The 13,387-nt window shown below is 60.5% G+C and carries 13 protein-coding genes; 4 read left to right on the top strand and 9 right to left on the bottom strand.

The window, feature by feature from the left end:
* The first annotated feature begins 94 nt into the window (after window positions 1-94).
* The 4 genes from LXM96_RS06910 to LXM96_RS06895 all read left to right on the top strand — a co-directional run bounded on the left by LXM96_RS06910 (window position 95) and on the right by LXM96_RS06895 (window position 4,172).
* Complete coding sequence (locus tag LXM96_RS06910; RefSeq protein WP_394801897.1) at window positions 95-982, top strand: alpha/beta hydrolase; 888 nt, start codon at window positions 95-97, stop codon at window positions 980-982.
* A gap of 110 nt (window positions 983-1,092) precedes the next feature.
* On the top strand, window positions 1,093-1,863 hold the full coding sequence (gene tpiA / locus LXM96_RS06905; protein ID WP_239997637.1) for a triose-phosphate isomerase: 771 nt from the start codon (window positions 1,093-1,095) through the stop codon (window positions 1,861-1,863).
* Between the two features lie 92 nt (window positions 1,864-1,955).
* Window positions 1,956-2,408: a preprotein translocase subunit SecG gene (gene secG / locus LXM96_RS06900; RefSeq protein ID WP_239997636.1), complete on the top strand. Its 453-nt coding sequence runs from the start codon at window positions 1,956-1,958 to the stop codon at window positions 2,406-2,408.
* A gap of 135 nt (window positions 2,409-2,543) precedes the next feature.
* Complete coding sequence (locus tag LXM96_RS06895; RefSeq protein WP_239997635.1) at window positions 2,544-4,172, top strand: CTP synthase; 1,629 nt, start codon at window positions 2,544-2,546, stop codon at window positions 4,170-4,172.
* A gap of 25 nt (window positions 4,173-4,197) precedes the next feature.
* On the opposite strand, the gene LXM96_RS06890 is transcribed toward LXM96_RS06895, so the two are convergent.
* The 9 genes from LXM96_RS06890 to LXM96_RS06850 form a co-directional block, all read right to left on the bottom strand.
* Window positions 4,198-4,758, bottom strand: a complete 561-nt coding sequence (locus LXM96_RS06890; RefSeq protein WP_239997634.1) for a hemerythrin domain-containing protein — start codon at window positions 4,756-4,758, stop codon at window positions 4,198-4,200.
* A 48-nt stretch (window positions 4,759-4,806) separates the two neighbouring features.
* On the bottom strand, window positions 4,807-6,261 hold the full coding sequence (locus LXM96_RS06885) for a cryptochrome/photolyase family protein (RefSeq protein WP_239997633.1): 1,455 nt from the start codon (window positions 6,259-6,261) through the stop codon (window positions 4,807-4,809).
* Window positions 6,262-6,314: 53 nt separating this feature from the next.
* On the bottom strand, window positions 6,315-7,526 hold the full coding sequence (locus LXM96_RS06880; RefSeq protein WP_239997632.1) for a molybdopterin molybdotransferase MoeA: 1,212 nt from the start codon (window positions 7,524-7,526) through the stop codon (window positions 6,315-6,317).
* A 2-nt stretch (window positions 7,527-7,528) separates the two neighbouring features.
* On the bottom strand, window positions 7,529-8,020 hold the full coding sequence (gene moaC, locus LXM96_RS06875) for a cyclic pyranopterin monophosphate synthase MoaC (protein ID WP_262913534.1): 492 nt from the start codon (window positions 8,018-8,020) through the stop codon (window positions 7,529-7,531).
* Complete coding sequence (gene trpC, locus LXM96_RS06870) at window positions 8,020-8,835, bottom strand: indole-3-glycerol phosphate synthase TrpC (protein ID WP_239997630.1); 816 nt, start codon at window positions 8,833-8,835, stop codon at window positions 8,020-8,022. Before trpC ends, moaC begins: the two co-directional genes overlap by 1 nt.
* Window positions 8,836-8,846: 11 nt before the next feature.
* Window positions 8,847-9,863: an anthranilate phosphoribosyltransferase gene (trpD, locus tag LXM96_RS06865; RefSeq protein WP_239997629.1), complete on the bottom strand. Its 1,017-nt coding sequence runs from the start codon at window positions 9,861-9,863 to the stop codon at window positions 8,847-8,849.
* A 15-nt stretch (window positions 9,864-9,878) separates the two neighbouring features.
* A complete protein-coding gene (locus LXM96_RS06860; RefSeq protein WP_239997628.1) occupies window positions 9,879-11,768 on the bottom strand; it encodes a peptidylprolyl isomerase in 1,890 nt (629 codons plus the stop codon).
* Between the two features lie 138 nt (window positions 11,769-11,906).
* Window positions 11,907-12,779, bottom strand: a complete 873-nt coding sequence (locus tag LXM96_RS06855) for a DUF72 domain-containing protein (protein ID WP_239997627.1) — start codon at window positions 12,777-12,779, stop codon at window positions 11,907-11,909.
* A 112-nt stretch (window positions 12,780-12,891) separates the two neighbouring features.
* Complete coding sequence (locus LXM96_RS06850) at window positions 12,892-13,236, bottom strand: DMT family protein (RefSeq protein WP_239997626.1); 345 nt, start codon at window positions 13,234-13,236, stop codon at window positions 12,892-12,894.
* Window positions 13,237-13,387: the final 151 nt, after the last annotated feature.

Genomic DNA, 13,387 nt, shown 5'->3' with positions numbered 1-13,387 from the left:
GCGATGCGGCAGGGAAACGGTGCTCAGGCAGCAATGGGGTGCCTGTCGCCGGATGGCAAGGTCCCATGGTGTGATGAGGCAGCCGGAGAGGGCCATGTCCACAGTTCATTTCGCATTTGCCACAGCTTTTGCTGTCGCACTGATGGCCTTCTCCAGCGCTCCCTCCCTGGCACAGGAAGCGCCGCTCAAGCCATACAAGGATGCCTTGTTCTCCCGCTTCCCCGTCTTGGAAAGCAGTGACGGCGGTGCCTATGAGGTGATCGACTACCAGGAACTCCGTGACATCAACGAACGCGACCAGGTTCCGGAACGGCGGGTGAAATCGAGCTATGTCTCGACAGGCGTCAGGCGTTATCAGGAGAACATAGCACTGCAGCTCGGCGGGCGTGTAGTCGAAGTGGCGCGGGTCGGTCGAGAACAGAATGCGGCGTTCACGGTGATCTTCGTTCATGGCCGCGGCGGTGACCGGCGGCTCGGGGTCAATGACTACAGCTTCGGCGGCAACTTCAATCGCCTGAAGAACCTGGCTGTGCTCAACGGCGGAACCTACTATGCGCCAAGCGTCACCTCCTTCGACGAGCGCGGTGCAGAGCAGGTGGCTCTCCTGATCCGTCATGCCTTCGAGCAGTCAAGGGGGCGGCCGGTCTTGCTTGCCTGTGCCTCCATGGGCGGAATGGTTTGCTCCCACATTGCGCGCCATCGTGAGGCTGCCCAGTACCTCAGCGGTCTTGCGGTTCTGGGCGGACCGCCGGATCCCGGGTTCTTGACCACTCCTGCGGCCAAGCGCCGGCTGCCGCTCTATCTGTCACACGGAAGTGCAGATAGCGTATATCCGGCCGAAGCTCAGAAAGCGATTTATCGCAAGCTGGAAGGGGCGGGCTATCCTGTTCGGATGACCGTGTTCAACACCGGCGGGCACGGTACGCCGATCCGGATGACCGACTGGCGCAAGCTCATCAACTTCCTGCTGACGGCGGGATGACAGTTGTTGTGGCAAACGCCATTTTCCGTGGCTTTTCCTGACTGCGGGGCTAGAACAACAAGGCCAAGAACAAGATGTGGGCGCAAGCGCCCTGAGGGAAGGAGAATGCGATGAGTCCGGACGTGCGGCCGCTGGTGGCGGGCAACTGGAAGATGAACGGCACCCGTTCATCCCTTGACCAGATCAAGGCGATCAGCGAAGGGGTGAAGGGCGAACTGGCGGAGAAGGTGGATGCCTTGCTCTGCCCGCCTGCGACCCTCCTTTACGTTGCCACTGCGCTTTGCACCGACAGTCCGCTCGCCATCGGTGCCCAGGACTGCCACCAAAGCGCGAGTGGGGCCCACACCGGCGACATCTCGGCGGAGATGATCGCCGACTGCTTCGGCACCCATGTCATCGTCGGCCATTCCGAGCGACGGGCTGATCATGGCGAAAGCGATGCGCTTGTTCGCGCAAAGGCGGAGGCGGCCCACGCGGCAGACCTGACCGCCATCGTCTGCGTCGGAGAGACAGAGGAAGAGCGCCGGCGAGGCGACACCCTTCACGTCCTGAAACGGCAGCTCGAGGCTTCGATACCTGACGGTGCACGGGCGGAGCGCACGGTCGTAGCATATGAGCCGGTCTGGGCTATCGGTACGGGCCTGACACCCAGCGTTGCCGATGTCGCCGAAGCGCACGCCTTCATGCGTCGAGAGCTCGCGATCCGGTTCGGCGTCGAAGGAGAAGCAATGCGCATTCTCTATGGCGGCTCGGTCAAACCGTCGAATGCGCGCGACCTGATGGCCGTGGAGAATGTCGACGGTGCCCTGATTGGCGGAGCCAGCTTGAAAGCCGACGATTTCCTTGCCATCTACGAAGTCTATCGTGAGCTGATGACGTAAACCGGCACCCGGGGCTTGGAATGCGCCTCTGCCTCATGTAAAGAGCCGCCAACCTTACCGTTATTGCCCTTCGCCGGGGCAGGGAATTTGCCATGCAAACCGTTCTGATCGTCATTCACCTCATGATCGTGCTCGCCTTGGTGGGCGTCGTTCTGATCCAGCGCTCCGAAGGCGGTGGATTGGGCGTCGGCGGAGGCTCCGGCTTCATGTCAGCACGCGGCGCGGCCAATGCTTTGACTCGCACCACGGCCATCCTTGCAACGCTTTTCTTTGTCACCTCAATGACACTCGGCATCTTGGCGCGTTACGAATCGCAGCCGACGGATATCTTGGATCGCATACCGGCCACGCAAGGCAGCGGGAATGGCATCCTCGACGCGCTGGGTCCAGCCGGGACGGAGGCGCCAGCTCCCACTCCCTCCAATGACGGCGTGCCGACAGGCGGCGAAGCACCCGCAACCCAAAATGGAGCCTCGGCTCCCGCTCAGGACGCACCGGCCCCTGCTGCGCCCGCGGCTCCTACAGGCGTACCGACCGGCCAATAACGCTGGTCCACGTTACATCCTCCGGCAGGCCAAAAGCCTGCCGGTTTTCTTTTGTTCGGATTCCCGTGGACAGCTTCACTGAGTGAAGATTTTGGACTGGCGGAATCGATTACGAAAAGGTATTCGGTGAATCCCATGGCGCGATATGTATTCATCACAGGCGGCGTGGTTTCTTCGCTCGGAAAAGGAATAGCGGCCGCTGCACTCGGAGCGTTGTTGCAGGCCCGTGGCTATCGGGTTCGCCTTCGCAAGCTCGACCCTTACCTCAACGTGGATCCGGGCACCATGAGCCCGACGCAGCATGGCGAGGTCTTCGTCACCGACGACGGCGCGGAAACTGACCTCGACCTTGGCCACTACGAGCGTTTTACCGGGCGTTCGGCCACCAAAACCGACAACATCACTACCGGTCGCATCTACAAGAACATCATCGACAAGGAACGCCGCGGCGACTATCTCGGCGCCACCGTCCAAGTCATCCCGCACGTCACCAACGAGATCAAGGACTTCGTGGTTGAGGGCAATGAAGACTATGACTTCGTCATTTGCGAGATCGGCGGCACCGTCGGCGACATCGAGGCGATGCCCTTCGTCGAAGCCATCCGGCAGCTCGGCAACGAATTGCCGCGGGGCTCCGCAGTCTACCTTCACCTGACGCTGATGCCCTATATTCCGGCCGCGGGAGAACTGAAAACCAAGCCGACGCAGCATTCGGTCAAGGAGTTGCAGGCGCTCGGCATCGCACCCGATATTCTTCTCGTTCGAGCCGACCGCGAGATCCCTGAGGCGGAACGGCGCAAGCTCTCGCTATTTTGCAACGTACGGCCTTCCGCCGTGATCCAGGCGCTTGATGTCGCGAACATCTACGATGTGCCGATGGCCTATCACAAGGAAGGGCTGGATTCCGAGGTGCTGGCAGCATTCGGCATTGAACCTGCGCCGAAGCCGCGACTGCAGGCGTGGGAAGAGGTCTGCGATCGCATCCACACGCCCGAGGGTGAGATCACGATAGCCATCGTGGGCAAGTACACCGGCCTCAAAGACGCCTACAAGTCACTGATCGAGGCGCTGCACCATGGCGGCATCGCCAACCATGTGAAGGTGAGGCTGGAGTGGATCGAATCCGAGATCTTCGAAAAGGAAGATCCGGCGCCTTATCTGGAAAAGGTGCACGGCATTCTCGTCCCCGGCGGTTTTGGTGAACGCGGGGCGCAGGGAAAAATCAACGCGGCGCGCTTTGCTCGAGAGAGGAAGGTTCCCTATTTCGGTATCTGCTTTGGCATGCAGATGGCGGTGCTGGAAGCGGCTCGTAATCTCGCCGGCATCGAAAACGCATCCTCAACGGAGTTCGGTCCGGCGCAGGAGCCGGTTGTCGGCCTGATGACAGAATGGGTTAAGGGCAATGCGCTGGAGAAGCGGGCAGCGTCCGGAGACCTCGGCGGCACCATGCGCCTCGGCGCCTATGATGCTTCGCTCAAGAAGGAAACGAAGATCGCGGAGATCTACGGTTCGACAGCGATCTCCGAAAGGCACCGCCATCGCTACGAGGTAAACGTCGAGTATAAGGACAAGCTGGAAAGCTGCGGCCTTGTCTTTTCCGGGATGTCACCAGACGGTCTGTTGCCGGAAACGATCGAGTACCCAGACCATCCCTGGTTCATCGGCGTACAGTACCATCCGGAATTGAAGAGCCGCCCGCTGGACCCACATCCACTCTTCGCAAGCTTCATTGAGGCAGCGCTGGAGCAGAGCCGATTGGTCTGATGGCGTTTCTGGACCTGTGGCGAAGCTACAGGTCCACGTCGAAGAAACCCAGCGCCTCTTCAAGCTCTTCCTGCTCATAGTTGAAGTGCGATCTCACCACGGCTTCGAGCTGATCGAAGCTGATCTTGAGCGTGTGGAAGTTCACGGGAGTTGGTGCGGCCATCACCTCGGCAGCGGAGGTTTCCAGTCTTTCGATCAGCGCGTGGATGATGAGATGTTCTTCTGCCAGGCGCTCCACCACACGCGTCAGGCCATCATTGTGGCCGTTGAGTGCCGGGAAAATCCACTGATCTTCTGCGGTATGGTGGAAGGTCAGCATCCGACATTCTTCACCGCATATACTGCCGGAGAGGCGGATGTTCTGGATCATTGTAAGCGAACTCACAGCACCGGGAAGGTCTGCGACCGCGCGTACTCCCTCCGCGACCTCGCCAAGGACCCTCCTGACTCCCGATATCTGCCGAAGATGTATGGCGTGAATGGCGGCAAGACGTCGACCGTGACGCCTCTGCTGCGGTGTCACGTTCTCTATCTTTGGTGCCGTTGGGCGGGTGCTGTCGTCCAGAAGGTTGATCGTGTAGGTCATGGAAGTTCTCCCTGTCGCTACAGGATTAGCTGAACAGGTGGCCTGCTCCTAGCGGAGCGCCTCCTGCAATCTTGACCCGATTGATCGATACGCCGAGAGCGCGCGGTTCCGGGCCGCAGCATGATCCACCATCGGTTTCGGATAGCTCTCTCCGAGAACGATTCCTGCTTTCTGCAGCACCGCATCGGGCGCGTCGAAGGGACGGTGGATATACTTCCGGTCGAGTTTGGCGAGTTGTGGCACGTACCGCCGGACATAGTCGCCGTCCGGATCAAATTTTTCGCCCTGCAGGATCGGGTTGAAGATGCGAAAGAACGGGGACGCGTCTGCGCCGGATCCGGCAACCCATTGCCAACTGGCGGCATTGTTGGCCGGATCGGCGTCAACCAATGTGTCGCGAAACCATTCCTCTCCCTTGCGCCAATCGATCATCAGGTCCTTGATCAGGAAGGATGCAACGATCATCCGAACGCGGTTGTGAACGTAGCCTTCCTGCCAGAGCTGGCGCATCCCGGCATCGACAATGGGATAGCCGGTGAGCCCTTTCGTCCAGGCGCGAAACTGTTTCGCGTCGAAGGACCACTGGAAGCTGTCAAAGCTCTGGTTCCAGTTGCGGGTAGCAAGTTCGGGGAAGGCGAGCAGCAGGCTGTAGTTGAAGTCGCGCCAGGCGAGCTCGCGACGAAAATCGGCCAACTGTGCCGGGTCTATCCCTGACAGGCCTCTGCTAGCATGCCATGCCTGGGCCGGCGTAATCTCGCCGTGGGTCAGGTGAGGGGAGAGCCGCGAGGTGCAATCACGCGCAGGGGCATCACGGCCCTCCTTGTAATCCCGCAGACCGCTTTCGATGAAGTCGTTCAGACGCTCATGCGCGCCTGCTTCACCGGGGCACCAGACGTCGCTGAATGCTGCCGCCCAATCCGGTTGGCGCGGCAGGAGTTCCCAATCCTCAAGCCGCTCCGACACAGGCAAGATCGCGGAGCCCAAAAGCGATTTAGGCGCATCAATTGGCTCCCGCGGCTCGCCAAGGGCCTGCAGCGCCTTCCAGAACGGCGTGAAGACCCGAAACGCTCGCCCGGCCCCGGTGCGCACGGTGGAGGGATCGTGGAGAAGCTGGCCGTGGAAAGCCTCTACTACGACCCCTTGCTGCTTTAGCTCCCAGGCGATCTCCCGGTCCATCTCGTCGCGCTCATAGCAACGGTTGAAGTAGATGGTGCTGGCTCCAACCTTCTGCGCGATACCGCCAAGAATGTCCTGCGCAGGCCCGGAGGCCAGCATGAGATCCGCCCCACGCTTTCGCAGGTCCTCCCGCAGTTTCGTTAGCGAATGATGCAGCCACCAAGCCTGCGCCGCACCGAGCGGCATGGCGGACGTAGGATAAGGTTCACGGATGAAAATTGCTATCAGTGGAGCTCCGGCCTCCACGGCTGCCGATAGGGCGGCATTGTCGGCAAGACGGAGATCCCGGCGAAACCAGAGGATGACGGGTGAGGGGAGTTGGGACAAGAAAGCCTCCACCGGCTATTTTACGGGTTTCTACAATACCGGTCGTCTGCAGATCAGGGCCTTAGCAGGAGCACGGGGCATGGAGCGCCGGCTTTGAGCGCTGGTGCATGCGGTGGCCGGACGATCAGTGCATCTGAGTTTGCCAGAACCTTCATCATCGAGGAATCCTGCTTGGCGAATGCTTCGGCATGGAGCCTCCCGTCCCCAGCGGTCAGTTTTGCCCGTAGATAATCCTGCCGCTGACCATTGGCGGCCAGATCATGAGCGGCGATGGCGTCGGCCTCTCTTTGCCGTTCGGGGAGATGCGACAGCGTTCGTACAAGCGGTTCTAGAAACAACAGACTACAAACGAGGCTTGCCACCGGATTACCCGGCAGGCCGAGGACCTGCATCTTGCCGAGGCTTCCAACCATCAGCGGCTTGCCGGGGCGCATTGCGATACGCCAGAAGTCCAGTTCCATCCCGACGCCCTTTAGCGTCGATTGAACAAGGTCGTGGTCGCCCACTGAGGCCCCGCCCAGTGCAACGAGCACGTCGACGTCTGCCGCCCGTGCCATCTCAACTGCCGCCGTTATGGCATCGCTTCTGTCCGGAACGATACCGAGGTCTAGAACCTCGCCGCCATTGTCACGCACCAGCGCCGCCACCCCAAACGTGTTCGATGCGATGATCTGACCTGCAAGAGGCGTGCTTCCCGGCGCCAGCAACTCGTCCCCGGTAGCCAGGATCGCCACCTTCGCTCGCCGAAGGACGGGAAGCGAGGGGTGGTTCATTGCCGCAGCGACCGTGAGATGTGAATAGTCGAGCCGGGTGCCGCGGTTAAGCACCACCTCGCCCTCGGCAAAATCCTGCCCTCGCGGACGAATATGTCTTCCTCTGGTGACGGCGAACCGCGTCCGGATCCGAGCGTCCTCCAGCGCTTCGGCATCCTCCTGGATAAGGATCGTGTCGGCACCATCCGGAACGGGCGCACCGGTGAAGATGCGGACTGTCTCTCCCTCCCGGATATGCCCCTTAAACGGATGGCCAGCCGCAGCAACGCCGACGACGTCCAGTTCGGTCCCAACTTTCAGCGCATCGTCCGCCCTCAGCGCATAGCCATCCATGGCCGAGGCATTGAAGGGTGGCTGCGTCAGCCGAGCGGTAACGGCTTGGGCGAGCACGCGACCATTGGCCTCCGCCAGAGGCACCGTCTCGCTTTCCTGCACCGGCATGGCGTGGGAGAGCAGTCGTGCTTTTGCCTCTGCCACGGGGAGAAGAGACATGTTCAGCCTTGCTCCGGGCGATAGGGGCCGGACTTGCCGCCGGTCTTCTCTAAGAGTCGGATGCCTCCAATCTCCATGCCCTTGTCGACAGCCTTGGCCATATCGTAGATCGTCAGGCAGGCCACCGAGACGGCGGTAAGAGCTTCCATCTCCACGCCCGTCTTGCCAATGAGCTTTGCGGTAGCTGATACCTTGAGGCCTGGAAGATCAGGATCCTCCGTTATCTCGACAGCCACCTTGGTCAGCATCAGGGGGTGGCAGAGCGGGATCAGGTCGGAGGTTTTCTTGGCGGCCATAATGCCGGCAAGTCTGGCTGTGCCGATGACATCGCCTTTCTTCGCATTTCCATCGCGGATGAGCTTGAGGGTGTCGGCCTGCATCCGCACGTATCCCTCCGCACTGGCGGACCGCTCCGTCTCGGTCTTGCCGCCGACATCGACCATATTCGCTTCGCCCGAAGCGCCAAGGTGGGTCAGACCAGGCCGCGGGGCCATCACTCGGCCGCCAAGGATGCGGACGGACCCGTGAGGAGCACGCGCGTCGCCTGTGAGACGTCGTCCTGGCGCATCAGGCTCTCGCCGACCAGAAAAGTGCTGATGCCGGATTTCTGCAGGCGCAGGCAGTCATCGTGGGTGAAGATGCCGCTCTCGCCGATCAGCAGGCGATTGTCCTGAACCATATCGGCTAGCCGCTCGGACGTATCGAGGCTGACCTCGAACGTACGCAGGTTCCGGTTGTTGATGCCGATCATCGGAGAGGACAGCTTGAGGGCCCGCTCAGTCTCTTCTTCGTCATGCACTTCGACGAGCACGTCCATACCGAGGCCCTGTGCCTCGTCCTCGAGCCGCCGAGCCTCGTCGTCGGTCAGGGATGCCATGATCAGCAGAATGCAGTCTGCGCCCCAGGCGCGCGCTTCATGCACCTGATAGATGTCGAACATGAAATCCTTGCGCAGCGCCGGCATGGTGCAGGCGTTCCGGGCAACGGTCAGGAATTCGGGTGCCCCCTGGAAACTGGGGGTATCCGTCAGAACCGAGAGGCAGGTCGCGCCTCCATCCTGATAGGCACGGGCGAGGGCAGGGGGATCGAAATCCGGTCGGATGAGACCCTTGGATGGGCTGGCCTTCTTGATCTCCGCGATGAGACCGAAGCTGCCGCTGTCCCGCTTTGCCTTCAGCGCTCGATAGAATCCGCGCGGTGCTTCCTGATCGGCGGCTTTCGCCTTCAGGTCTGGCAGTGATACGCGAACCTTGGCCGCTTCGATCTCTTGCCGCTTATAGGCCTCGATCTTCTTCAGGATATCCGCCATCGATCTGCCCCTCAATCTTCTTCGTTCGACACCGCGACAAGTCGGTCAAGTGCTGCGGCCGCTTCGCCGCTATCCAGGGCGTGGGCGGCCCGCTCCATGCCTTGTTTCAGGTCGCCAGCCACATCTGCAACCACGAGCGCGGCGGCCGCGTTGCAAAGGGAGATGTCGCGGTAGGCGTTTTTTGCGCCCCCAAGAACGGCACGAAGTGCCGCAGCATTCGCGACGCCGTCACCACCCTTCAAGTGCGCTAGTGTTGCCGTCTGGACCCCAAAATCTGCCGGTGTCACATCGAAGCTTCTGATCTCTCCGTCTTCAAGAGCCACCACGTTCGTCGTGCCGGTGGTCGTGATTTCGTCCATGCCGTCACCGTACACGACCCAGACACGGTCCGACCCAAGATCCCGAAGGACTTCCGCGATCGGCATCAGCCAGCGTGGCGAAAAGACACCCAGCAATTGCCGCTTGGCACCAGCCGGATTGGAAAGGGGACCGAGTATGTTGAAAATCGTACGCGTCCCAAGCTCAACGCGGCTCGGCCCTACATGGCGCATCGCAGAATGGTGCATGGAGGCAAACATGAAACCGATACCGGCTTCCTTTATGCATCGGCCAATCTTGTCAGCACCGATGTCGAGGTTCACGCCCAGTGCCGAAAGCGCGTCGGCCGCTCCCGACTTGGAACTCAGGGCGCGATTGCCGTGCTTGGCGACAGGCACACCGCAACCGGCGACGATGAGAGAGGCAAGCGTCGAGATATTGTAGGTGCCGGTTCCGTCGCCTCCGGTGCCGACGATATCCACAGCATCGAGCGGGGCCTTCACGCGAAGCATTTTAGATCGCATGGTGGCTACCGCGCCTGCTATCTCGTCAACCGTCTCACCTCTAACGCGGAGCGCCATCAGGAAACCGCCAATCTGAGACGGGGTTGCTTCACCAGACATGAGGATATCGAAGGCAGCACGAGCCTCATCCCGGCTCAGGCTGTCGCCGTTCGCGACCTTTGCGATCAGCGGCTTGAGCTCAGGCATGTTTGCATATCCTCTTCAGCGGATCGAGTTGGCGACTTGTTCGGCCACGGCCTGATTGATCGAGACGCCATAGTCGTTCTGTAGGCGGTTGACCATCTGATCGAGAATGTCGTCGCCCGCAGCTTGCGCCAGCCGCTGGAGCGGCTCCTCGTTCGAAAGTTCATCGCCGGCCACTTGGTCGGAACCGGTGACCTTGATCAGCAGCCTGCTTTCACCGTCGCCGCCGACCGCGGTGGTGACGAGACCGACCGGTCCCGAAAAAAGGGCCGACACTGCCTCGGATCCGAAAATCACGTCATCGCCGTTGCGGCGCAAGCCCTGCTTGGTCTCCACGGCTATCCCTAGCTCTTCGGCGACAGCCGCAAGTGTCTCCCCGCCCTCAATGCGTTGCTTGAGTTCCGTCGCTCGGGCACCAAGCGCCTCACGCTGCTGCTCTGCCGTCCAGTCGGCAACGACTCGGTCGCGAACCTCATCGAGAGTGCGATCCCTCTCAGGCGTAACCTCTCTGACCTCGAACCAGACATAGCCGTTGTTGGCGAGAGACACGGGCAGCGGTTGGGCTCCGGGTTCGGTGCGAAAGACGTCGGTCAGTAGAGTGTCTGCGGGAGGCAGGTTGTCGATCTTGTCGCCCTGCTGATCATTGCCTGACGCATCCGCGGTGACCGTCATAACCTGAAGGTTGAGTTCCCCCGCAGCCTCCTGCAACGTAGCGCCCCCCGCGCGGATATCCTCGAAGCGATCATGGACATCCATCAGCTGCTGTGAGGCGGCCGAAAGAGCAAGTTGCTGCCGGATTTCGCTTTCGACCTCCTCGAACGATTTGGTGGTCTCCGAGGTGATGTTGGTGATCCGCAGGATGACCGGGCCGAATGCACCGTCAATAACGCCCGTGGTGCCACCTTCGGAGGACACTGAAAAGGCTGCCTCGGCGAGTGCCGGGTCCGGCATCGTCTCCCTTGTGAAGTCGCCTAGAAGAACGTCCGTCGCCGTCTTACCCTGGTCTGTGACGAGTTGATCGAAGGTCGCGCTGCCTTCCTCCAGTTGCGTCGCTGCGGCCTCGGCCATCTCGCGGCTCGGATAGGTGAGCTGCTCGATTGTCCGGGTGCCGCTGGTCGTGAAACTGTTCCTGCGCCTTTCATATTCGGCACGCGCTTCTTCCTCGGTGATGGAAGAAGGGTCCGCCAGATCCGACGGCTGCAGCGTCACATAGCTGAATGTACGATACTCAGGGGCGCGATAGCGAGCCTTGACGCCCTCGAACCATGCAGCCAGCACGTCATCGGTTGGTGCCTTCACTGGCGCGATGTTGGCGTTAGAAAGCAGCAGGTAATCCACCGTGCGCGTTTCGTCCCGATATTGCTTCAAAGCGTCGAGCATGACCTGAGGTGGCTCGAAGCCGTCTGATACCGCCTCCACGATCTGGCTACGAACGGCAACCTGGCTTCGCTCGGTGATGTAGTCGTCCTCGCGCAGACCAGCGTTGCGAAGGCGCGAGGTGAAGAGGTTGCGGTCGAATTGGCCATTGCTGGCCTGGAAGGCCGGATCTTCGGCAATCAACATGGCCAGACGATCCTGTGACAGGCCAAGCCCCATATCGTCCGACAGTTGATCCAGCGCGGCGCCGGCTGCGAGCTGCGAGTAGACCTGTTGGTCAATCCCGAAGGCACGGACCTGTTCAGGCGTGAGCTGCAAGCCGAACTGCCGCCCAAGCGCCGCAACCTGGCGCTGGTAAGCGAGAGCGAACTCCTGAGACGATACGTCCTGATCCCCGACCGTCATGACGGTATTGGCGTCCGTGGTGACCATTGACGTTGAAACGCCCCAAACGGCGAAGGATGCCACAAGAAGCAGAAGGAGCGCCTTGGCAACCCAGGAACGGGAAGCGTTTCGAAGGGAGTTCAGCATTGCCTATATTACCTTGCAAGATGTCCGGCCGCCGCTCGGGCGAACTGATCGAACGTCTCTAGAACAATCTGTCACGGAAATGAAGGCGTCTGCGAGCAAAAGCCGGTGAGGGCGCCTGATCCGACCGGATTACCAGATTTAGCTGATACGCTTGATCAGCGAGGCTGCATCCGCTGGAGCACGAACCTTCGCATCGTTGTCGAAATAGACGTAGACGTCGCGTCCTTGGGATCTCATTCCGGTCGGCGCCAGTACCCGTTTCGCCCGGCTAGGGTCCTTGCCCGCCGCCCACTCTTGAACCAGTGCGCCCCACTCGTCCAACGCCTGATCCCCATAGCCGCTGACATACAGCTCCTCCGACCCATGGAGACGGCAGTAGACGAAGTCGGCGGTGAGATCCATCAACAGCGGCCACTGGACCGTGTCCGCAACCACCAAGGCGGCGCCATAGTGGCGCAGCAGTTCGATAAACTCGGCGCAAGCGAGGCTGTCGTGCCGAATCTCAAAGGCATGCCGCAAGGTGCGATTTTCGTCGATCTCCGTTGCACAACGGCCGTCAAGCCGGACATCGTGTCGCCTGGCAAGTGCCGCCGCCTCGGCTGTCTCCTTGGGCAAGATCTTCAGGAAGCTTTCGAATCGCTCCGCATCAAATTTCATCCGCGGCGGAAACTGCCAAAGGATCGGACCCAGCTTGTGACGCAGGTTCAGGAGGCCGGATGCCAGGTAGTTAGCGAGCGGAATTTCAATCTCCTTCAGCCGCTTCATGTGGGTGATGTAGCGTGGCCCTTTCAATGAGAAGACGAAATCATCAGGCGTCGCCTCACGCCAGGCGGTAAAATCCTGCGGCATCTGCAGCCCATAGAAGGTGCCGTTGATCTCAATGCTGGGGAACCGGCCCGCAGCAAAGACGAGCTCCTGTTTCTGTGGCAGACCCTTAGGATAAAATACGCCACGCCAAGGCTTATACGTCCACCCGGAGATGCCGATGCGGATGGTGCCGGCCTTGTTCATGGCGTCTCCCCGTTGTTCACTTTTCGGCTGAGTCTTGCGGAAACAAACAGCCTGTCGCCGAAGCGTCGGCGGTAGTCAGTAACTGCGGACGGAGACCCTGAGTTTCCTGAACCTATTTGGTGAAGATGAAGAAGGCGCCAAGAGCGATGAACGCAAAGCCAATTCCTTGCTTCCAATGGAAGGCTTCGCCGAGATAAAAGACCGAAAACAGCACGAAAACGGAGAGGGTTATGATCTCCTGGATGGTCTTCAACTGCGCCGGGTTGAAATAGCCGTAGCCGATGCGGTTCGCTGGAACCTGAAAGCAATACTCGAAAAGAGCGATCCCCCAACTGGCGAGAATGACGATATAGAGCGGCGCGGCCTTGAACTTGAGATGCCCGTACCAGGCAAAGGTCATGAAGACGTTGGAAAGCAAGAGGAGAGCTATGGTAAGGACCGGAGCGGTGGGAAGCATGAGATGAGGTTCCACTAAAGCGATCGTTCACCGCAATCATGTTCAGCCGAGTCGGACAAGTGAGCTCGTGCAGGAGTACGCCGTACCACCGACCACGGAAGCGACGTTGTTGCCGCACCCGCCAAGTGCTAGAGCCCCTCCGGGGTCGCAA

This window comes from Rhizobium halophilum (genome assembly GCF_021648825.1).
GTDB classification, from domain to species: domain Bacteria; phylum Pseudomonadota; class Alphaproteobacteria; order Rhizobiales; family Rhizobiaceae; genus Neorhizobium; species Neorhizobium halophilum.
The sequence above is the reverse complement of the archived record's forward strand: the minus strand, read 5'-3'. Positions and strand labels throughout refer to the sequence as shown.